Source organism: Natrinema sp. H-ect4 (assembly GCF_041894845.1).
Lineage (GTDB): Archaea > Halobacteriota > Halobacteria > Halobacteriales > Natrialbaceae > Natrinema.
Genome location: NZ_JBHDYC010000013.1, coordinates 36,184 through 57,346, shown reverse-complemented (window position 1 = coordinate 57,346; position 21,163 = coordinate 36,184). Strand labels below are relative to the sequence as shown.

Here is a 21,163-nt window from a genome sequence, read left to right as displayed (position 1 = left end):
TACCAGCGAAAACCGAAAATCGATCCGCAAATGCGTCGATGAACCGGGACGACGACCGGGACTACTGGAAGCCGATGCGGCTGCCGCGACGACCCGACGGATCGGGGCCGCTCGTGCCGCCCTGGAACTCCTCTTCGATCTGCTCGTAGTAGTCGAGGATGTCGTCGGTGATCGTCGGCCGGACGTTCTCCATGGCCTGTCGGAAGTGGCGCATCTCGACGATGTCGGCTTCCTCGTCCTCGCGGAGGGCCTCGATGGCCGCTTCGCGGGTGATCGACTCGAGGTCGCTGCCGACGTAGCCGTCCGTGATCTCGGCGATTTCGCGTAGCGTGACATCGGCGGCCAGCGGCGTGTCCTCGGTATGAATCTCGAGGATACGCTCGCGGCCGTCAACATCGGGTTCGCCGATCATGACGAGCCGGTCGAATCGGCCCGAGCGAAGCAATGCGGGGTCGATCATGTCCGGCCGGTTGGTCGCGCCGATGACCATCACGTTCTCCATCTCCTCGAGTCCGTCGAGCTCGGTCAGAAGCTGGTTGACGACCCGCTCGGAGACGTTCGAGCCGACCTCACCGCCCCGGCCCGGCGCGAGCGCGTCGAGCTCGTCGAAGAAGATGACCGTCGGGGAGACCTGCCGCGCCTTGCGGAAGGTCTGTCGGATGGCCTTCTCCGATTCGCCGACCCACTTCGAGAGCAGTTGCGGGCCGCGCACGGAGATGAAGTTCGCGTTGGTCTCGTTGGCGACGGCCTTCGCCATCAGCGTCTTTCCGGTTCCCGGCGGGCCGTACAGCAGGACGCCGGCGGGCGGGTCGACGCCCAGCCGATCGAACCGCTCGGGGTTCGAGAGCGGCCACTCGACGGACTCCTGGACCTGGTCTTTGGCGTCCTGCAAGCCGCCGACGTCGTCCCAGGATATCTTCGGAAGTTCGACGAGGACCTCCCGCATCGCGCTCGGTTCGACCTCGTTGAGCGCCCCGCGGAAGTCCGTCCGCTTGACGATCATCCGATCGATCAGGCTCGGCGGGATATCCTCCTCGTCGAGATCGATCTCGGGGAGGTAGCGCCGAAGCGCCTTCATCGCCGCCTCTTTGGTCAGGCTCTCGATGTCGGCACCGACGAAGCCGTGGGTCTCGTCGGCGAGGTGGCCGAGGCTGACGTCGTCCGAGAGGGGCATGCCGCGGGTGTGGATCTGCAGAATCTCCTCGCGGCCCGTCTCGTCGGGGACGCCGATCTCGATCTCGCGGTCGAACCGGCCGGGCCGGCGCAGCGCGGGATCGACCGAGTCGACGCGGTTGGTCGCCGCGATGACGATAACCTGGCCTCGCGACTCGAGGCCGTCCATCATGGTCAGCAGCTGTGCGACGACGCGGCGTTCGACCTCGCCCGTGACGTCCTCGCGCTTGGGTGCGATGGAGTCGAGTTCGTCGATGAAGATGATCGACGGCGACTCCTCGGTGGCGTCCTCGAAGATCTCCCTGAGTTGCTGTTCGGACTCGCCGTAGTACTTCGAGATAATCTCCGGGCCGGCGATAGAGAAGAAACTGGCGGAGGTCTCGTTGGCGACGGCCTTGGCGAGCAGGGTCTTCCCGGTGCCCGGCGGACCGTGCAGGAGCACGCCCTGTGGCGGCTCGATGCCGAGTTTCTTGAAGATCTGCGGATGCTTCATCGGGAGTTCCACCATCTCCCTGACCCGCTGGATCTCGCTTTGGAGGCCGCCGATGTCCTCGTAGGTGATCCCGCCGCCGGTCTTTTCGAAGCCCGAAATCGGCTCCTCGCGGAGTTCGACGTCGGTGTCTTCGGTGATGAGGACCACGCCCTCCGGTTCGGTCTCGACGGCTATGAGTGGGATCGCCTGGCCCGGCGACCGCATGAATGGATGATTCGTCGAGCTCATCACGGGGACGATATCGCGGCCGACGACCGGACGCTTGAGGATCTGCCGTTTCACCATGCCGGCGGCGTCGGAGCCGAACTGGACCGACGCCTCCTCCGGCGGCGCGAGGGTGAGCTTGTCAGCTTTCGTCGCTTCGGCCTTTCGGATCGTCACCCGTTCGCCGATGCCCACGTCGGCGTTCTGACGGGTGAAGCCGTCGATGCGGACGGTGTCCGTGTTCCAGTCCTGCCGGTCTGCACGCCAGACCTTCGCGGCAGTCGTGTCTGCACCCTCGATTTCGATGATGTCGCCCGGACTCAGCTTCAGATGCAACAGCGTGTCCGGGTCGAGTCGGGCGATACCACGACCCGAGTCGTTCGGGTACGCTTTCGCGACCTCCAGTTGGACTTCGTTCATGGTTTAGGGATGGACGGCGATGTCTTTTACTCCGGTTCGTGAGCGGATAGGTTTTGTGTTAACCCACATCTCTGTGCTAGTCACTACCATAGATAGATGCGACCGGACGCTACAAAGATGTACCGGACCCGGTCGGTTTTGGCCGTATCGACAGCCCGTCGAAGACCGGGACAGGTGGCTTTTTGCGTCTCCCCCTCCGGAACGTAGGCATGCGAATCCTCGCTTTCGACGGTCGCATGGGCGCGAGCGGCGACATGATCCTCGCCACGCTCCTCGACGCCGGTGCCGACCCCGACGTCCTCGAGCCCGTGACCGACGCCCTCGAGGTGGAGTATCGGATCGACGAGACGACGAAGTGCGGCATCGCCGCAACGACGGTCGACGTGTTGCTGACGGACGAGGAGGAGAGCGACGGAGACGGACGCGACCACGATCACCACCACGACACCGATCACCACCACGACCAGGGCGATTCGGGTCACGAGCACGACCACGACGGCACTCGAGCCGAGGGTCACGGCCCCCACCGCAGCTATCTCGAGGTCCGCGAGATCGTCGCCGAGATGGACCTCGAGCCGCCGGTCGAACGCGACGCGCTCGCGATCTTCGAACTGCTCGGCGAGGCGGAGGCGAGCGTCCACGGCGAGGCACTCGAGGAGATTCACTTCCACGAGGTGGGAGCCGACGACGCGATCGCGGACGTGGTCGGTGCCACGGCCTTGCTTCACGACCTCGAGCCCGAACGGGTCGTCACCACCCCGCTTGCGACCGGCGGCGGGACGGTTTCGATGAGTCACGGCGAGTACCCCGTGCCGACGCCGGCGGTGGTCGAAATCGCCGAACGGGCCGACTGGTCGCTGCGCGGCGGTCCGGTCGACGCCGAGTTGCTCACGCCCACCGGCGCGGCGATTCTGGGCCACGTCGCCGACGGAATCGACGCGCTGCCCGCGCTCGAACTCGAGGCGTCGGGCTACGGCGCGGGCGGCTACGATCTCGATCCCCATCCGAACGTCCTCCGGATACTGGTCGGAGACGGAGCAGGGCAAGGCGAACTCGCGAAAGACGATATCGCGGTCCTCGAGACGAATCTCGACGACGCGACGCCCGAAGTGCTGGGCGGGCTCCAGGAGACCCTCGCGGACGCGGGCGCTCGAGACGTCTCGATCCTCCCCGCGACGATGAAGAAGTCCCGTCCCGGCCACCTCGTGAAGGTCATCTGCAAGCCCGCGGATCGGGAGCGCGTCGCTCGAGCGCTGGCCGAAGAGACGGGAACGCTCGGGGTTCGGGATGCGGGCGTGACGCATCGGTGGATCGCGAACCGAGAGTTCGAAACCGTGACGCTCGAGATCGACGGCGACGAGTACGAGGTCACCGTGAAAGTCGCGAGCGATGCCGATGGTGAGGTGTACGACGTGAGTGCGGAGTACGATGATACGATGGCGGTTGCTCGAAAAGCGGGAGTTCCGATTCGAAAGATACGACGGCAGGCCGAGAGTGCGTTCGAAGAGTCGTTCCCGTCTGATCGAGCGTGACCGTATCCGCCGTGGGATAGCCGAGATCAGTCGGTCGCGTCGCCGTTCGATCCCGATTCGTCATCACCAACCGACACCTCGACGTTTCTATCGGTCCGTGTTACGACTGTCGTGGATTTCGAATTCGACGCGGTCGCGGACGTGCTCTGTGAAATCGAGGCGGTGTGATCCGCTGTTACACTCTCGTTTCGATCCGTTGCGGATATCGATCGCGATATCGAGACGGTTCGATCTGATACCTCGGCCGTGCTTCCTGAGAGTGGACGCTGCTCGGAACGGGATCGACTCGAGACGGTCGTTTTGCCGTCGGTCGTGTCCGTCGTGGATAGCCATTCGCGGAGTCTCTTCCACATAAATTCGTGTTGAGTTAGCTGGGTTCGTGGTTGACGAGCGGTTCGGACTTCGTTCGAAATTTCGATCGGTCTAGTCCTGAATCTTCGTTCCAAACAAATGAAACCGAAAGCGGGTGAGTACCCGCTACGAGAAGTATCGACCTCGAGCGTTAGAAGAGGTCGAAGTAGTCGTCGAACTCAGTTTCTGTCTCGACTTCACCATCCTGCTCGGCGTCTTGATCAGCGTAGTTTGCAGCACCGGACACGCCGATCTGTTCGTTCTCGTTCGATTGTTCGACTTCGTTTTCGTTCTCCGCCTCGCTGCCGTCGTCAGCGGCCGCGATCTGACCGCCGCCCGCGTTTGCGTTCACCTGATTGACGTGCTGGTGTTGCTCGACTTCCGACTCAGCCTCTTGTTCCAGTTCCTGGTCCTGTTCCTGGTCGAATTCGGTATCGATTTCGAACGCAGCTGCTGATCCCGCGAAAAGTACGCTCCCGATCAATGCTACCGCCAGTGTCATCGCGATTGCACGTTTTGTCATTGGTTGGTCAGATCCAAGGTTCAATGACAAGCAACACGACGAGACGCTCACGAACTACGACACTCCTTATAGCCTGTATGGTCGCCCTGTCGATGGTGGCAGCCGGTGTGCCCGCGGCCACCGCGGGCGGCGACGGTGAACTGGACGCTGGAACAGTACACGCACTCGAGGACGGCGAAGACCTGTATCTGGTCTTCGGTGCCGACCTGGGTGATCAGTCGCTGGAAGAGTACGTCGAAGAACACGCGGATAGCTCGAGCGAGTCGACTGCTGAGATCATTCAGCATCAGGACGTCGACCAGGTCAACATCAACGAGCGAGGCCCCGCGGTGTCCATCGCGATCGACGGCGGAGAGGCGACTGCCATCCAGGAGGCGAACCAGCAAAACGACAATGAACAAGCCGGTGAGGCAACCGCCGAGAACATTGACGTGCGAACCGCGGAAACGCAGTTCGATAACGTCGACGACGTCAACATCATCATCGGAAACGGTGACGGCCAGCAGTTCGACGGCTGGGCGGTCACCGACGAGGATGGCGACGGTGAGACGGTCACTCAGAAGTCCAAGGTCGGTGTGACCCAGTCTCAGGCAGTCGGACAGGTGAACTACAACGCACAGAGCACCGCGTTCGCCATCGCCGTGAACGACAGCGATTCGACGGCGGTCCAGCAGTCCTACCAACGGAACGAGAACCTGCAGGAAGGTGCCGCGAACGCGACCAACGTCTACATCGGTGATGGCGAGTACGCCGACCAGACTGCGACGGCATCGCTCGCACAAGAACAGGACGTCGAGCAGGCGAACGTTAACGAACAGGGCGCTGCCATCGCTATCGCAGTCGGCGAGAACAGTACCGCCACGGCGGTTCAGTTCACCGACCAGAGCAACCTCAACACGCAGATCGGACACGCCCACGCTACGAACCTGATGGCGTCGTCGCCGGGGATGAATATCGCCACCGCCGGCGATGTCAACGGTGACGTCCTGACGACCGAAACCGAACTCACCGAACCCGATAAGAAGGACAAGAAAGACGGTGTTACCGACGGTTCCGAGCAGACGGCGACCACTGGTGTGAACCAAGAGCAGGGTGTCGAACAGCAGAACATTAATCTGCAAAACACTGCTCTCGCCATTGCGTTCGATGGGAGTGAAGCCAGCGCTACCCAGTTAGCGTACCAGCAAAACTACAACGCGCAGATCGCCTACGCTGACGCGCTCAACGTCTACGCGAGCCCGGGCTACGTCTCCGATGACGTCACGCGCTCCATGAGTACGACAGTGACCATCGGCGGCGACGCCGACGCGTCCAACCCCGGTATGTCGTACGATTACGACGGCAACGCGACACAGACGAACGCCATCGACCAGGAGGCCAGCGCAGCGATCGAACAGCAGCAGTTCGTCACGCAGGAGAACATGAACGAGCAGCACACGTCCGTCGCGGTCGCCGAAGACGGCGGCAGTGCCAGCAGTTCACAGATGAGCATGCAGGAAAACGAGAACATCCAGCTCGCATCAGTCTCTTCGGCGAACGTCTGGGTCGAAGCGTAATTGCGTTCCGTCACACGGTCGATTTTCGACCGACGTGACTGACCGTTCCCGTTTCTTTTAATTTCAGTATCGAGAACGGTCATCACTCATCGCCACATTCTCGAGGCGGAGTTTCGACACGAGTAGGGCTACGACTCCCCGGAACGGTCAGTGTCCGCGGACCCATTCGCTGACGTGTCCCCATCGTCTCGGTGCTCGGCGAGCGCTTCCCCGATCGTCAACTCGCCCGCAGCGACTCGGCGGGCGAGCACCTCGTCGATCGCCCGATTGTGCTCGCTCTGTTCGCGCGAGCGGTCTTTGATAACCTGAATCTCCCCCTCAGTCGGATCGATCTCTCGTGCGTCGACGACCTCCCCCTCGAGCCGAGCGATATTGACCGCAGCGAGCACGTCACCCATTCCTCGCGTCCCGGTGCCGAGGTAGGGGGTCGTCCCCGTCTCGTCGACGAGTTCGACGCGGACGTCGTCGAGATCGGTGACCAGTTTCGCACTCTCGAGGCGGGAGCCGTCGCCGATGCGGACGACCGGGGAGGGTGCCTCGGCGGCCTCGCGTTGAATCAGGTCGACGGCGTCGCCCAGTGGCACCTGAAAGGCGGCGACGACCGTCTCGCCGGTGAGGACGGCGATACCAGGCTTGCGGCCCGGATCGACACCGATGATCGTCCGGCCGCCGTCGCCGCGAACCGCGGCCAGCGCCTGGTCGACTGCCCGCCTCGGGTCGTCGGAATCGGCGACGATCGTCGTCACGTTGGCGAAATCGTCGGCGTGATCGGTCCCGGTGATGACCACGTCGGCGTGGTCCGGCAGCTCGTCGTCGAGTTCGACCGTGGTAAACGTCGTCCCGCGCTCGCGGAGTTCGTTGACGACGCCGTGGTACACCTCGAAGTCTGTCGTGGCGACGACGATCACACCTGCGCTTCGGCCCCGAACGCAATAAACGTGCGCGAACGCTCTTTTCGAGCGGTGAGACGAATCATGAGTAGAGCAGACGAAGCAGTACCAGTGTAGCATACGGCCTGCTGTCACTGTGTACCGGTGCACCCATGACCCATCATGCAGGTGCGCCGGAAATGATTCGCAGTAGTCCGTGTCATGCCACCGTCGAGAAGATCCACGAGTAGCACGGCGGCACACTTGTCGGGCGGGGAGACGGCAGTCTCGAGACCACGGTGAACGCCTCGAGTCGACGAGCGGACGGAGGCAGCCGTTCCGGGGCCTTTTTGCGGGTCCCCTGCCAACTCGAACCGTGACCGACGAGGCGATTTCAACCGGCTGTAGTCCGGTCGACGAGTTGCTCGGTGGGGGGTTCGAACGCGGGGCCGTCACGCAGTTGTACGGCCCGCCGGCCGCCGGAAAGACGAATCTCGCGCTGTTGGCGGCCGTCGAAACGGCGGTCGACGGCGGCACCGTCGTCTACATCGACACCGAAGGCGTCTCCGTCGATCGCTTTCAGCAACTGCTCGAGGCCACCGTCGACACCGAGTCGCCTCGAGACGAGGATGGGGGTGACGCGGACGATGTCGAGGCCGTCGCCTCGCGGATCGTCATCGAGGACGCACTGGACTTCGAAGAACAGGCCGAAGCCGTCCGCGACGCCGAGGAGTTCGCCGAGCGCGCGGACCTCATCGTCCTCGACAGCGCGACCGGATTCTACCGCCTCGAGCGCACCGCCGACGGCGACGAGGGCGAGGCGTTACGCAGCGTCACCCGACAGGTGACTCATCTGCTCTCGCTGGCCCGGAAACACGACCTCGCCGTCGTCCTGACGAATCAGGTCTTCGCCGATCCCGACTCGGATCGCACCCGGGGGCTCGGCGGGAACACCCTCGAGCACTGGACCGGAACGGTCGTCCGTCTCGAACGCTTTCGCGGCGGAAAGCGACGCGCGACCCTCGAGAAACACCGCTCGAAACCCGTCGGGGACTCGGTTCAGTTCCGGATCACTGACACCGGACTCGAGGGCGGTGACGATGCCGCCTGGTCCTGATCGCGCCGTCTGATTTCTGTGGCTCCGTCGGCTCCGTGGCTCCGTGGCTCCGTGGCTCCATCGGCTGGTTGCGACCCCGACGACGGGTCGTCGATGGTGGAGCGTGACGCTCAAGCGATCGACGTGACGGGACTGCCGAAAAACCGAATGCGGTGACACTGAAGTCGGATAACTCCGGCGACGGTTCGATGAGTCTCCGGCGACGGTTCGATGAGTCTCCGACTACAGTTGGTTAAGTTTTCGCAGCAACTGGCCGCGGTACTCCTCGTCGCTGGTGACGCCTTTGACCTCGAGGACGTTGCGCTCGAGTTTGTCCAGTGCGACCCGGAACGAGTTCTCCGCGCCGTAGCCTTCGCCGGTGCCGGCGACCTGGCCCTTGTTCGTTCGCAGGCGGATCTGGCACTGCACGAGCGGCGTACCGCGGAGTTTCTCGTTGTGTTCGTGGAAGCGGACGTGGGCGTGCATCACCTGCATGTCTGCGTACTTGTCCGACACCTGCTCGATGCTCTCGACGATCGACTCCCGGGTGATGGTGTCGAGCATCGAGATGTTGGTGATCTGGACGTCCATGTGATCTTCCTCGGTGAACGTCAGCGCGCGCAGGACGTCCGTCTTGGTGATGACGCCGATGACGACCCGGTCGTCGTCCTTCGGCGTGACCATCAGCCCTGCGTAATCGTCCTTGAGCATCGCCTCGACGGCCGCCTTGGCGCTCGTGTCGAGTGTCGTCGTCTCGACGGGGCTCGTCATGATGTCGTAGATGGGGACGTCGAGCAGGCGGTCGCTGTCGCCGACCCGGTCGCCGGTCGTCGTCGTGTGGTTCTCTCGGATGACGAAGTCGGCGATATCGTGAGTGGTCACGACCCCGGAGAGGTAGCCGTTCTCGTTCATCACGGGCAGTCGCGAGATCCCGTGTTCACGCAGCTGGTTGATCGCTTTGCCGATCCCATCGTCCTCGGTGAGGGTGATCGGCTCGTCGGTGTAGATGTCCTCGACGGTGAGCGCGTCGAGGTTCTCCAGTACCGCCTCGAGGATCGCGTCATCGGTGATAACCCCCCAGAGATCGCCGTTTTCGAAGACGGGGGCGACCTTGGCGTTGCTCTCGACGAGAACGCGTGCGGTCTCCCGAATGTCCTCCTGACGGTCGACCTTGGGCGACGGCGTGCTTCGGCTGGGTTTGGTGAGCGCCGCGACCTTGGCGTCGTCCTCGACGTGCGATTGGAGCACCTCCCGCTCGCTGATGACGCCCTCGTACTCCCCGTCGTTTGTGACGATGATTCCCTTGGGATTACCGTTCTCGAACATCGAACGAACTTTTCCCATTCGCGTCCCAACGTCGACTTCGATAAACTCCGTAGTGGCGATATCAGCGATATTCATCTGTCTGTATGAACGTAGTGCCGCGGGGGTATTTAAGATACTGCCCGTTTTGGCCGGGGTGGCTCCAGGCACCGGGATTTTTGTACGGGCCGTTGAAACGTCTCGCAATGTACGACATTACTGTCTTCGGCCGATACACATACCTCGTCACCGAAATCGTCTGGGGACTCGTCGCCGCGCTTCTCTTGTGCCGGGCGAACGCGCTCCGGAAGGCGGCGGTTACTATCCTCGCACTGTACCCGATCGCCTACGTCTGGGACCGCTACACCCTCGCCGTCGGCGTCTTCGACATCAAACTGCGGACCGGCGTCGATATCGCTGGCATTCCGCTCGAGGAACACCTGTTCATGGCGGTGGTTCCCGGGCTCGTCATCGGGATCCACGAGTCGATCTTCGGCGACGAATCCGACGAGGTGGCGGCGCCCTCGAAGCCATCAGCGCACCGATAGGTGCCTCTCACTGACTGTAAGCAACCGCGACTATCTTGTACGCACGGACCGTCAGTCGACTCGATGGATAGTCGTCGGTTCGCGACGACCGAGACGGACGAAACGGACGCGGACGAGAGCGGTGACCGCGCACTGCTTCGGGGTCTGGTGAACTTCCTCGTCGCCGTCGCACTCGTCTGTTCGCTCGCCCTCGGAACCGCCCTCTTCGCACCGCAACTCATCGACGGGCTCGGCCTCGAGGAACGGCCGTCGCCCAGTTCCGACGTGCAGCCGGCCGGCGAACGGAACCCGAACGTGACCGATCCCGACGATCCGGGGAACTCGAGTTACGAAACCGACGTCGAGGCGGTTCACTCTGCGACCGTCGAGGACTTCGTCCACGCGGAGGTCAACGAACGCCGGGCCGAACACGGCCTCGAGCCGCTCGTATGGGATGGAACGATCGCGTCCGTCGCGCGCGCCCACAGCGAGGATATGGACGATCGCGACTACTTTGCCCACAGAAATCCCGACAGAGAGGGGCCCTATGACCGGTTTCAGGACGTGAGTAACTACTGTCCGGGATACGGCGAAAATATCGCCAAGACGTGGCTCGACCGCCCCGTCGAACGACCCGGCGGCGACGGAACCGTTCGCCATCGGACCGCCGAGGGGCTCGCGACCGGGCTGGTAAACCAGTGGATGAACTCCACGTCCCACCGGCAGGCCATCCTCGAGGAAGGCGACACGCCCAGCTGGGATCGGGCGGGAGTTGGTGTCTACATCACCGATGACGGTGAGGTTTACGCAGGGCAGAACTTCTGTCGGGAGTGGTGATGGGCCGGGACCGCTCCGCCTCGAGCGGGAACCGATTCACCGGCGGGTCCGTTCCGAGCGTTGACAGGCGCAACGAAAACCGCGAAACGGATCGGCTCACAGGAATTGCGAACGACTTACAGGTTCATAGACCGCAAAAACGTACGTTCACTATGGAGGTTCCGGAAACGCTCACGACTATCTATCGAACGGCGAGCGACCGCGATCTGACCTTTCTCGCGGCCGGCTTCGCCTACTACGCGTTCGTCTCGCTGATCCCGCTAATCTTGCTCGCGCTCGTCGTCGGTTCGCTAGTCGGCGGCGAGCAAGCGGCCCAGCGCCTGATCACCGTTGCCGGTGACTTTCTCCCGGCGTCGGGCGGAGAGCTGGTCACCGCGGCGCTCACGACCGAATCCGGGCGTGCGGAGGCAACCATCGTCGCGCTCGCCGTCGCCACGTGGGGTGCGCTCAAGGTTTTCCGCGGGCTGAGCCTGGCGTTCGACAAGGTCTACGACGAGGTGGCCGAGGACTCGATCGTCGACCAGATCAGGGACGGACTCACCGTGATCGTCGCCGGCGCGGGCGCGCTCACCCTCATGATCGGAATCGGCGCCATGCTTCAGGTCGTCGCCGACTCCGTTCCCTTCGCCGGCCTGCTCGGTTGGATCGTCCTGCTGGGCGGGCTCATCCTCGTCTTCCTGCCGATCTACTACGTGCTGCCGCCGATTCCCGTCGAACTGACAGAGGTCATCCCCGGTGTGGTCTTCGCCGCTGTCGGCTGGACGGTCCTCCAGATTGGATTCCAGCTCTACGCGTCGAACGCCGGCCAGTACGAGGCGTACGGCGCCGTCGGTGCGGTCCTCCTGTTCGTCACCTGGCTCTACTTCGCCGGCATCATCATCCTCGTCGGTGCCGTTCTCAACGTCGTCCGATCGCGACCCGCAATCGCGGAATAGCGGCCGGGAATAGCATCACTGATCCTATTTTCTGTATCGCCCGCACAGGGGAAAGATTATGTCCCCGGCAGCGACAGACCACGACCATGAGCGACGAGCGATCACCCTCCACCGCCGCGACCGACGACCCCGGCGCGGCCGACGACGTCGAGGCCGATGATGGCTCGAGCGAGACCCTCGAGCCGAGCGGCGGCCCCCGGCGCGTCGTCTCCGAGCAGAGCGTCGATGACATTCTCGACTCGCTCGACGCGACGAAGGCCGAGTCGACGAAAGCCGAGTCGACGGACTCGAGCGACGAACCGACCACGACGAACGAACCGAGTGACACCGTCACGACCGCAGTCGACGAGGCCGACGTTCCGACGGCCGACGAGGAAGTCGATGCCACGACCAATGGAATGGCGGCCGACGAACCGACGACCGACGACATCGCGTCCCGATCCGGTGAGGGGGCGGACGCGAGCGACCCGGCGTCGGTCGACGCGGCCGCATCGTCGCTTCCCGACGACGCGTCGCTCGAGGACCTCGCGACCCGCGTCGACGACGGCACCGTCACCGGCGCGGACGTTCGCGCGGCCGAGGCCGGTGACGGTCGCGAGTCGACTCCCGAGATCGACGATATCGACCTCTCCATGGACGATATCGAGACGACACGGTCGGGAGCCGGCGGCTCCGGTGGCGATACCGACGTGCCCGACGATGCCGGCCCGCTCGCCGGGTCGGTCGACCCTGACGCGGCTGCCGAAACGAGCGACGACGCCGCCGATTCCGACGACGGAGCCGGCTTGCTCAGCCGACTCAAGGGGTTCTTCTCGCGATAGTAGACGGTTCGCCGATCCGTCGCCGTTTCGTCGTCGCTCGAGGGGCGGCGACCGAAGCCGTCCGCAACGCTAGCTAACCAGCGTGATCAGGACGAACAGCGTCGCGACGGAGGCGAGCGTCGTGACGAACACGTTCAACGACGCGAACTCCCGGTCGCCGCCGAGTTCGTTCGCGAAGACGAACGTCGAGACGGCGGTGGGCGTCCCGAGCATCACGACGCTGGCGGTGAACGTCGCGGGACCGACGGCGAGCGCGGAGAAGACGGCCCACGCGAGTGCGGGCATCAGACAGATCTTGAGCGCAACGACGGCGGCGGTCGCCCCGGCGTCGATCGAGTGCGCGTCGACCTGCAGGGACGCCCCGACGCAGAGCAACGCGACGGGCAGGGCGAGTGAGCCGACCGCATCGAGGCCAGTCGCGGCGGACGACGGGATCGAGATCCCGAGGGAACCGACCGCGAGGCCGGCGATCAGCGTCGCCAGGATGGGGTTCGTCGCGAGTCCGCGGAGTTCGCGCGCGATCGAGGCGTCGGTACCGTTGAGCGTCGAGAGGACGAGGATCGTCAGCGGCAACTGCGTCAGCGTCACGACGCCCAGCACGACGCTCGCGATCGCCGTCACCGACGCGTCGAACGTCGCGGCGACCAGCGGCAGTCCGAGATAGCCCAAATTCGAGTGATACGACTGGACGATCGCGACGCTCCGGCGCCCCCTCGAGTTGCGATTTCGATGGACGAGCGCGGCGAGTCCGGCAGTCGTGAACAGCACGACGAGGAGGCCAGCGAGCAGCGCCGGCGAGAGGAGGTCCCCGATCGACCTGTCGTAGGTGGAAACGAAGATCAGCGCCGGCAGCGCGACGTAGTAGGCGACGGCGTTCAACAGTTCGGTCCGCCGCCGGTCGAGGATCCCGGTCGTCCGCAATCCGGCACCGACCAGCAACACGACGAGTAACGCCAGCAGCCGACCGACGACTTCCATATCCCGCTCGAGTCGACTCGCGGGTTTGTACCGTTCGATCTCGAGCGACGGTTTCGGGGGATATACCCCGACACGAACGCTGTGGGAAACGATTTGTTCACCCTGGAACACGTCTCGGAAACGTAACGAGACCGGGCGGGAAACCCCTTAGTCATGTTGTCAGAACCGACCGATGCGTGGAGCACGAGGCGAACGACGACGACTCTATTGCTCGGAGCGATTCTCGTCGTTCTCGCCGCCGGGTTCATCGTCGTCGGCCGTGTCGGTCTCCGGACGGTTCAGGCGTTTTCGGAGCTGTTGCTCGTCCTCGTCCTGTTCGCCGCGGTTGCGCTCGTCTTCGGGCGGCTCGTCCGAACGGAGTGAACGCGAACGGTAGCGTCAGCGGGACGGACTCGTCCGGTCGAGCCGACTCGAGACCGAAAGCGATGACCGCGTCGCCCGATACGATCAAACGTTCATGGCGCTGGACGACGTGGAAAGCTTCGAGGAGATCGAATCACAGTGACCGAGAACACCCTGTCGGACATTCCGACCCGAATCAGAGCGGGGCTCCGAAACCGACTGCAGCGCCTTCGCTGGTGGGTCGCGCTGCGAGTCGGCGGCGCTCCGACCTGTGCGGTCTGTGGCGATGAAGCGGCGTGGATCGCCGAGACGGAGGACGAACCACGCTGCTTTCGCCACATTCCGAGCGAGGGGATGGACGCGATACGAGACGTAGAGCCCGCCGACTGTTTCACCGACTGGGAGAGCGACGCGTGAGCTCGAGGCTGGGAGAGAGAAGTATCGACGAACTCGAGCTATGAGTAGTTAGAAACGATTCCGTTATTCGGAATTGAATCCGAAACTGAAACGGTCAATTTGGTAAGGACGGATGGCTGGCCGGGGTAAGCGTCGTGTTTAACGCCCCTGATTCTGTCACCGCGACTGAGCTGAGCCACTGATAAACAATTCTTATGCACGCCGAGTCGGTTCCCTGAGACAGGATGGTACGTGAGAGTTGGGCGAGTCGCGCCGGATTCATCATAGCCGCGGTCGGAAGCGCGATCGGACTGGGGAACATCTGGCGATTTCCCTGGATGACCGCGGAGAACGGCGGGAGCGCCTTTTTGCTGTTGTATCTGCTCATCGTCCTCGTCGTCGGGGTTCCGGGATTGCTGGCCACGTTCGTGATCGGTCGACGGTCGAATCGGAACCCAGTGGGGGCGTTCAAATCACTCGCCGGATCGCGGTTCTGGACGGCGTTGGGCGTGCTCTGTGTCGTCACCTCGATCATGCTGATGTCGTTCTACAGCGTCGTCGGTGGCTGGATCCTTCGGTACTTCCTCGAGAGCGCGACGGGTGCCTATTTCGCGGATCCCGAAACCCACTTCGCGGCGATCAGCTACGGTGCCGAAGCGTTCGGCTTCCAACTCGCCGTCCTCGCGGCCACGTCTCTGATCGTCGCCGCGGGGATCAGACGCGGCATCGAGGCGACGACGAAGGTGATGATACCCGGCATCGTCGTGTTGCTCGTCGGACTCGCGATCTGGGCGGCCCGACAACCCGGCGCCGCGCAGGGATACGAGTTCTACCTCGAATTCGACGGTGCCTACCTCGCGGAGAACTTCCTCTCGGTACTGGGAGCGGCCGCCGGCCAGGCGCTGTTCACCCTCTCCATCGGCAGCGGGACGATGATTACCTACGCCTCCTACGTCGACGACGACCGCTCGCTGCCCCTCGACGCCTCGGCTATCGCCGTGTTCAATCTCGGTATCGGCATCCTGGCCGGACTCGTGGTGTTCCCGTTGCTGTTCTCGTTCGCGCCGGGGCCGACTGAGGGCGGCCCCGGTGCCCTGTTCGTCGGGATCGCCGGCGCGTTCGCGAGCCTGCCCGGCGGGCGACTTCTCGGCGCGGCCTTCTTCCTCGTCGTCCTCCTCGCAGCCCTGACGAGTCTGATCAGTATGCTCGAGATTCCGGTCTCGTTTCTGGTTGACGAGTTCGATCTCGAGCGGTCGACGGCGACCCGGGGGCTATTCGCGCTGGTCGCACTCACCGGCGGCGTGAACGCGTTTAGCCCCGCGGTGTTTACGCTGTTCGCGAACCACCTCGTCGATCTCCTCTTGATGCTCGGTCTGACCGGGTTCATGGTGTATACGGCCTGGGTCCTCGGTCCGGCCGCGATCGAAGAGTACCTCGAAGGTGCGGGACAGCTCTCGCGTCCACTGGTGGTCCCGTGGCGATACGCGATCGGGACCCTCTTCCCGGCGTTTCTCCTCTTTACGTTCTACGCCGATGTCGCGGCCCTCGTCGGACTCTCAGCGGGAACGGAACTGTTGTTGGTCGCGACGCTGCTGACGGTGATAGCGCTCGTCTTCGTGGCCCACCGTTCCGTCTCCGAAAACCGACCGCAACCGAGCGAGAGCGCGGACTGACTGAGACGAGACGCTCACTGCAAACCGAACGTTTGCGCTGTCGTTCGAGAGAGCTTCGCTCTCTCGGACCTCGCGGGAGCTTCGCTCCCGCTTAGCTTCGATGAAACGCACCGGAAGACGTTCCTGCTTACTTCGTTCGCGGTCGTCGGCGCTACGCGCCGACTGCCCGAGGGATCGCTGATCCCTCGCTGGCTGCGACTTCCGAGCCTGCGTTCGCTCCGCTCACGAAGACACTCTTCCCTCCCCTGGCTCGCGGCCTTTGGCCGCTCACCTTGCCGCGGCGCTTCGCGCCGCGCTCTCCGGGTCGGTCGTCGGGTCGCTCGCGGTTACTGCACACTCTTTGGCCTGTACTTGCCGCGAATTTCATGCAGTACCCTGAATAACGAAATCGTACTCCTACCTACTGATACTAGAACAAATAAGCCGCTCGAGGATTTGCTCGCAGGAAGCGTAATGGGTTGGGGCAGAGTTGAACTGCCGATCTCCTCCATGTCAAGGAGGTGTCATAACCAGACTAGACTACCAACCCGCCTGGTTTCGCGTTCACACAGCCCGACGTGCGTCGTCACGCTGTCTGCACTCAGTCGTTGCCCGCCGCTACAATTGAAGGTTTCGAATCGACCGCCGTACGCGAGTCGCCCCCACGCGCCGGGACGATACGCTTAAGTCTATGTACTCATTTGGTCATTGTAAGACAACTACGTACATTGGTGTCCACTATGCAGGAATACGTCGAACGAGTGACGGAGGGTGAAGATCTCACGCAATCGGACGCTCGAGCGGCTTCGACGGCCGTTTTCGAGGGTGCGACGGAAGCACAGATCGGCGCGCTGCTTGCGGCGTTACGCGCGAAAGGAGAAACGGAGGCCGAGATCGCCGGGTTCGCCGAGGGAATGCGCGACGCGGCCAGAACGATCGATCCCGACCGGGAGCCGCTGGTCGACACCTGCGGAACGGGTGGCGACGACTACAACACAATCAACGTCTCGACGACGAGCGCCATCGTCGCGGCCGGGGCCGGCGTTCCGGTCGCCAAGCACGGCAACTACTCGGTTTCGTCGTCGTCGGGCAGCGCCGACGTGCTCGAGGAAGTTGGCGTGCACGTCGAGGCCGAACCGCCGGCTGTCGAGGAAGCCATCGAAGCCGACGGCATCGGCTTCATGCTCGCACCGGTGTTCCACCCGGCGATGAAGGCCGTCATCGGGCCGCGCAAGGAACTCGGCATGCGGACGATATTCAACGTGCTCGGGCCGCTGACGAATCCGGCCGGGGCCGACGCGCAGATCGTCGGCGTCTACGATCCGGAACTCGTCCCCGTTCTCGCGGACGCGCTGTCACGGATGGACATCGACCGCGCGCTAGTCGTCCACGGCGCGGGCACCGACGAGATCGGGATCCACGGCGAGACCGTCGCCGCCGAGGTCGACGGCGACTCCGTCGAAGAGTACACGCTCGAGCCCGCGGATCTCGGTCTCACGGAACACGATATCGACGACATCGCCGGTGGCCAGCCCGAGGAAAACGCGGCTGACATGCGCGGGATCGTCGATGGCGACGTGACCGGCGCGAAGCGCGACGTCATCCTCGCGAACGCCGGCGCGGCGATCTACGTCGCCGGCGAAGCGGACTCGCTCGAGGCAGGTGCCGACGCGGCCCGCGAGGCGATCGACTCCGGCTCCGCGGCGCGGAAACTCGACCGACTCCGCGGCGCGACGGCGGAGCCGGTTGGGGAGGAGCGATGACCCGCGTCAAGGTTTGCGGACTGACCACCGAATCCGACCTCGAGGCGGCGGTCGACGCGGGCGCGGACGCGGTCGGCATTATCTGTGATGTCCCGGTCGACACCCCGCGAGAGGTCTCGCTCGAGCGGGCTGCAGCGCTCGCGGCGGCGACGCCACCGTTCGTGACGAGCGTGCTGGTAACGATGCCAGCGGGGCCCGAGGAGGCGATCGAACTGGTCGAGACGATCGAACCCGATGCGATTCAGATCCATAGCGACATCCGGGTCGGCGACCTCGCGTACCTGCGCGCGAAACTCGAGGTCGAGCTCCTGCTCGCGGTCGACGCTGACGATGCGACGACCGCCGAAACCTACGACGACATCGTCGACGGGTTTGTCGTGGACACGGCGGGCGAGGACGGCGGCGGCGGAACCGGTCGAACCCACGACTGGGAGCAGACCCGGATGGCCGCCGCGGACCTCGAGTCGCCGCTGATCCTCGCTGGCGGACTCACGCCCGAGAACGTCGGCGACGCGGTTCGGACCGTCGACCCGTTTGCCGTCGACGTGGCCAGCGGCGTCGAGAAACGCGGCGGCGTCAAGGACATCGACGCCGTGCGATCGTTCGTCGACCGAGCGAAAAACGCCCGCCGACCGGCACAGCCGTAACTGACACACATGGACGATTCTACCGCCACCGTATCCGAGCCGCCAACGGTCGACATCGATCGGGAGACGTTCCGCGAGCACGCGGGGTCGAGCGCCGACCGCTCGGACCGACCCACCGTCGTTCGCACCGTCGCCACCCTCGACGTCGAGACGACCCCGCTCGCTGCCTACGCAGCGCTTACCGGCCGGACGGCCGCAAGCGACCGCGAGCGCGCGCCGTACGCCTTCCTGCTCGAGAGCGCCGAGAAGACCGCCTCGAGCGACCCGGACGGAGCCTTCCGTCCGAGCGCCGCAGACGCAGAGCGCCACGCGCGGTACTCCTACGTCGGATACGATCCCGAGGCCGTCGTGACGGTCGAGTCCGGCGAGGCGACCGTCGAGGCTCTCTCAGAGGATGCGCCGCTCGCGGCGATGCAATCTGAAGCCGACGGAGATACCGTCGACGCGCTCCGAACCGCGATGCCGGACGTCCGTCTCGCGAACATGCCCGACCACGACCGTCAGCACCTCGAGGGCGGGCTGGTCGGCTTTCTGGCCTACGACGCGGTCTACGACCTCTGGCTCGAGGAAGTCGGCTGCGAGCGGCCCAACTCCCGGTTCCCGGACGCGCAGTTCCTCCTGACGACGAAAACGCTGGCGTTCGACGAGCGCGACGGCACGCTCTCGCTGGTCTTTACGCCCGTCCTCGAGGCCGACGACGACCCGGACGAGGTATACGACGCGCTCCGGGACGAAGCCGCTGCGGTGGCGGCGACGCTGCGCGAGGCCGAGCGGCCCGAGACAGGCGGGTTCGTCCGCGACGACGAGATCGCGGGTTCGAAGGCGAACTACGAGGAAAGCGTCCGCCGAGCCAAAGAGCACGTCCTCGACGGGGACATCTATCAGGGCGTCATCTCCCGGACACGAGAGCTGTACGGTGATGTCGACCCGCTCGGCTTCTACGAGGCGATGCGGGACGTGAACCCGTCGCCGTACATGTACCTGCTCGATCACGACGAGCTCACCGTCGTCGGTGCCAGCCCCGAGACGCTCATCTCCGTCCGCGGGCGCGAGGTCATGTCTAACCCCATCGCCGGCACCTGCGACCGCGGCTCGAGTCCCGTCGAGGACCGCCGCCTCGCGGGCGAGATGCTGGCCGACGGGAAGGAACGCGCCGAGCATACGATGTTGGTCGATCTCGCGCGAAACGACGTTCGTCGGGTTTCGGAGCCAGGATCGGTCCGCGTCGATGAGTTCATGAACGTCCTCAAGTACAGCCACGTCCAGCACATCGAGTCGACGGTGACGGGGACGCTGGCCGACGATGCCGATTCGTTCGACGCGACGCGAGCGTCCTTCCCCGCTGGCACCCTCTCGGGCGCGCCGAAGATCCGGGCGATGGAGATCATCGACGACCTCGAGTCCGACCCCCGCGGTCTCTACGGCGGCGGCGTCGGCTACTACTCGTGGACCGGCGACGCGGACTTCGCGATCGTGATTCGGACTGCGACGGTCGAGGACGAGGGCGACCGCGATCGAATCACGGTCCAGGCCGGCGCGGGGTTAGTCGCTGACAGCGATCCCACCGCCGAGTACGAGGAGACCGAGCAGAAGATGGGCGGCGTCCTCGCCGCGCTCGAGGCGATCGAACTGCCGACCGATGACGATGACTCGAGTCCGGACGACGAACTCGATGCGACGGCGGAGGTGAGCCGATGAGCGTGACCACAACCGACGAGATGGACGCCGACGCGGACGGGGGCGGAGACGAGAACAGGGACGCGGACCCGCTGACGGTCCTGTTCGTCGATAACTACGACTCCTTTACGTACAACCTCGTCGAGTACGTCAGCCAACTGCCCGGCACCGAAACCGAGGTTCTGAAGAATACGGCCTCGCTCGAGGCCGTGCGCGCCGTCGATCCCGACGCGATCATCATCAGCCCGGGGCCAGGGCATCCGAAAAACGACCGCGACGTCGGCATCACGATGGACGTGCTCCGGGAGGTGTCTCCCGATGTACCGACGCTCGGCGTCTGTCTCGGCCTCGAGGCCGCCGTCTACGAGTACGGCGGGACTATCGGCCGTGCTCCCGAACCGATCCACGGGAAGGCCTCCGCAGTCGACCACGACGGCGACGGCGTCTTCGAGGGCTTAGCGCAGGGCTTTCGCGCCGGCCGGTATCACTCGCTGATCGCGACCGAGGTCCCCGACTGTTTCGAGGTGTCGGCGACCGCGGAACACGGCGACCACACGCTCGTGATGGGCGTGCGCCACCGCGAGCATCCCCTCGAGTGCGTCCAGTTCCATCCGGAAAGCGTGCTCACGGCTGTCGGACACGATATCATCGAAAACTTCCTCGAGTCGGTCTGAGCGGCGACCGACTGCGTGGGACGGCAGGGGTATTCCGAGAACGAACAGCGCAGTACGCCGGCGGTCTAGAACGGCAGAAACGACAGGTCGGTGAACCCGGCGGCATAGAGCCCGGCGAGGACGACGGCGGCGACGATGCCGATACGGACGGCCAGTTTGATCGCGATTTTAATTGCGACGACGGCGACGGCGAAGGCAGCCAGTCCGGCCAGTACGAGGAGGATCGTCGGCCCCGATGTCAGTGCTTCGATCATATGCGACCTCGCGTACTGCAGGGACGTAATCTTTCTGGATATCGTGACTAACTTCCGACAGTGACTGACTCCGGTCAGTGACTGACTCGAGCGACGCTACCTTCCCGGTACACCGAAACACCCGTGAAAGAGAAAACCGCA

Annotated in this window: 20 protein-coding genes and 1 tRNA gene; 14 read left to right on the top strand and 7 right to left on the bottom strand. The window is 64.3% G+C overall.

The window, feature by feature from the left end; all coding sequences use genetic code 11:
• Positions 1 to 61: 61 nt before the first annotated feature.
• The gene (locus ACEWFR_RS16685; RefSeq protein ID WP_374062113.1) at positions 62 to 2,290 is read right to left on the bottom strand and encodes a CDC48 family AAA ATPase; all 2,229 of its coding nucleotides are present in this window, start codon (positions 2,288 to 2,290) and stop codon (positions 62 to 64) included.
• A 209-nt stretch (positions 2,291 to 2,499) separates the two neighbouring features.
• On the opposite strand from ACEWFR_RS16685, the gene larC reads away from it, so the two are divergent.
• A complete protein-coding gene (larC, locus tag ACEWFR_RS16680; RefSeq protein WP_374062112.1) occupies positions 2,500 to 3,822 on the top strand; it encodes a nickel pincer cofactor biosynthesis protein LarC in 1,323 nt (440 codons plus the stop codon).
• A gap of 502 nt (positions 3,823 to 4,324) precedes the next feature.
• On the opposite strand, the gene ACEWFR_RS16675 is transcribed toward larC, so the two are convergent.
• A complete protein-coding gene (locus tag ACEWFR_RS16675) occupies positions 4,325 to 4,747 on the bottom strand; it encodes a toxin transporter (protein ID WP_374062111.1) in 423 nt (140 codons plus the stop codon).
• A 26-nt stretch (positions 4,748 to 4,773) separates the two neighbouring features.
• On the opposite strand from ACEWFR_RS16675, the gene ACEWFR_RS16670 reads away from it, so the two are divergent.
• Positions 4,774 to 6,252 carry a hypothetical protein gene (locus ACEWFR_RS16670; protein ID WP_374062110.1) on the top strand — a complete coding sequence of 493 codons (1,479 nt, stop codon included), beginning with the start codon at positions 4,774 to 4,776 and terminating at the stop codon, positions 6,250 to 6,252.
• Between the two features lie 128 nt (positions 6,253 to 6,380).
• Here the strand turns inward: ACEWFR_RS16670 and ACEWFR_RS16665 are convergent, their stop codons facing one another.
• Positions 6,381 to 7,160 carry a hypothetical protein gene (locus tag ACEWFR_RS16665; protein ID WP_374062109.1) on the bottom strand — a complete coding sequence of 260 codons (780 nt, stop codon included), beginning with the start codon at positions 7,158 to 7,160 and terminating at the stop codon, positions 6,381 to 6,383.
• A 337-nt stretch (positions 7,161 to 7,497) separates the two neighbouring features.
• Here ACEWFR_RS16665 and radB point away from each other — a divergent pair, with 337 nt between their 5' ends.
• Positions 7,498 to 8,238 carry a DNA repair and recombination protein RadB gene (gene radB, locus ACEWFR_RS16660; RefSeq protein ID WP_374062108.1) on the top strand — a complete coding sequence of 247 codons (741 nt, stop codon included), beginning with the start codon at positions 7,498 to 7,500 and terminating at the stop codon, positions 8,236 to 8,238.
• Between the two features lie 222 nt (positions 8,239 to 8,460).
• On the opposite strand, the gene ACEWFR_RS16655 is transcribed toward radB, so the two are convergent.
• Positions 8,461 to 9,618 (bottom strand): CBS domain-containing protein, encoded by a 1,158-nt coding sequence (locus ACEWFR_RS16655; protein ID WP_374062107.1) that lies wholly within the window; start codon positions 9,616 to 9,618, stop codon positions 8,461 to 8,463.
• Between the two features lie 107 nt (positions 9,619 to 9,725).
• Here ACEWFR_RS16655 and ACEWFR_RS16650 point away from each other — a divergent pair, with 107 nt between their 5' ends.
• The 4 genes from ACEWFR_RS16650 to ACEWFR_RS16635 all read left to right on the top strand — a co-directional run bounded on the left by ACEWFR_RS16650 (position 9,726) and on the right by ACEWFR_RS16635 (position 12,639).
• Entirely contained in the window at positions 9,726 to 10,067 is a 342-nt protein-coding gene (locus ACEWFR_RS16650; protein ID WP_374062106.1) for a lycopene cyclase domain-containing protein, read from the top strand.
• Positions 10,068 to 10,130: 63 nt separating this feature from the next.
• The gene (locus ACEWFR_RS16645) at positions 10,131 to 10,883 is read left to right on the top strand and encodes a CAP domain-containing protein (protein WP_374062105.1); all 753 of its coding nucleotides are present in this window, start codon (positions 10,131 to 10,133) and stop codon (positions 10,881 to 10,883) included.
• 152 nt (positions 10,884 to 11,035) lie between these two features.
• The gene (locus ACEWFR_RS16640) at positions 11,036 to 11,818 is read left to right on the top strand and encodes a YihY/virulence factor BrkB family protein (RefSeq protein ID WP_374062104.1); all 783 of its coding nucleotides are present in this window, start codon (positions 11,036 to 11,038) and stop codon (positions 11,816 to 11,818) included.
• 86 nt (positions 11,819 to 11,904) lie between these two features.
• A complete protein-coding gene (locus tag ACEWFR_RS16635) occupies positions 11,905 to 12,639 on the top strand; it encodes a hypothetical protein (RefSeq protein ID WP_374062103.1) in 735 nt (244 codons plus the stop codon).
• A 69-nt stretch (positions 12,640 to 12,708) separates the two neighbouring features.
• Here ACEWFR_RS16635 and ACEWFR_RS16630 read toward each other — a convergent pair whose 3' ends face one another.
• Positions 12,709 to 13,617, bottom strand: coding sequence for an AEC family transporter (locus ACEWFR_RS16630; protein ID WP_374062102.1), 909 nt, complete (start codon positions 13,615 to 13,617; stop codon positions 12,709 to 12,711).
• A 153-nt stretch (positions 13,618 to 13,770) separates the two neighbouring features.
• On the opposite strand from ACEWFR_RS16630, the gene ACEWFR_RS16625 reads away from it, so the two are divergent.
• From ACEWFR_RS16625 to ACEWFR_RS16615, 3 genes are all read left to right on the top strand, one after another.
• On the top strand, positions 13,771 to 13,980 hold the full coding sequence (locus tag ACEWFR_RS16625) for a hypothetical protein (RefSeq protein ID WP_374062101.1): 210 nt from the start codon (positions 13,771 to 13,773) through the stop codon (positions 13,978 to 13,980).
• A gap of 138 nt (positions 13,981 to 14,118) precedes the next feature.
• A complete protein-coding gene (locus tag ACEWFR_RS16620) occupies positions 14,119 to 14,376 on the top strand; it encodes a hypothetical protein (protein ID WP_374062100.1) in 258 nt (85 codons plus the stop codon).
• A gap of 224 nt (positions 14,377 to 14,600) precedes the next feature.
• On the top strand, positions 14,601 to 16,028 hold the full coding sequence (locus tag ACEWFR_RS16615) for a sodium-dependent transporter (RefSeq protein WP_374062099.1): 1,428 nt from the start codon (positions 14,601 to 14,603) through the stop codon (positions 16,026 to 16,028).
• A gap of 454 nt (positions 16,029 to 16,482) precedes the next feature.
• On the opposite strand, the gene ACEWFR_RS16610 is transcribed toward ACEWFR_RS16615, so the two are convergent.
• Positions 16,483 to 16,557, bottom strand: a tRNA-Val gene (locus ACEWFR_RS16610).
• A 190-nt stretch (positions 16,558 to 16,747) separates the two neighbouring features.
• Between ACEWFR_RS16610 and trpD the strand changes: the two genes are divergently transcribed.
• Genes trpD through trpG form a run of 4 tightly spaced genes read left to right on the top strand, consistent with a single transcriptional unit; the run spans position 16,748 to position 20,768 of the window.
• Complete coding sequence (gene trpD, locus ACEWFR_RS16605) at positions 16,748 to 17,770, top strand: anthranilate phosphoribosyltransferase (protein ID WP_374062098.1); 1,023 nt, start codon at positions 16,748 to 16,750, stop codon at positions 17,768 to 17,770.
• Positions 17,767 to 18,417, top strand: coding sequence for a phosphoribosylanthranilate isomerase (locus ACEWFR_RS16600; protein WP_374062097.1), 651 nt, complete (start codon positions 17,767 to 17,769; stop codon positions 18,415 to 18,417). Before trpD ends, ACEWFR_RS16600 begins: the two co-directional genes overlap by 4 nt.
• A 9-nt stretch (positions 18,418 to 18,426) precedes the next feature.
• The gene (trpE, locus tag ACEWFR_RS16595; RefSeq protein WP_374062096.1) at positions 18,427 to 20,115 is read left to right on the top strand and encodes an anthranilate synthase component I; all 1,689 of its coding nucleotides are present in this window, start codon (positions 18,427 to 18,429) and stop codon (positions 20,113 to 20,115) included.
• Entirely contained in the window at positions 20,112 to 20,768 is a 657-nt protein-coding gene (gene trpG / locus ACEWFR_RS16590) for an anthranilate synthase component II (RefSeq protein WP_374062095.1), read from the top strand. The genes trpE and trpG overlap by 4 nt, the downstream gene beginning before the upstream one ends.
• A gap of 65 nt (positions 20,769 to 20,833) precedes the next feature.
• Here the strand turns inward: trpG and ACEWFR_RS16585 are convergent, their stop codons facing one another.
• Entirely contained in the window at positions 20,834 to 21,022 is a 189-nt protein-coding gene (locus ACEWFR_RS16585) for a hypothetical protein (RefSeq protein ID WP_098726120.1), read from the bottom strand.
• Positions 21,023 to 21,163 lie beyond the last annotated feature (141 nt).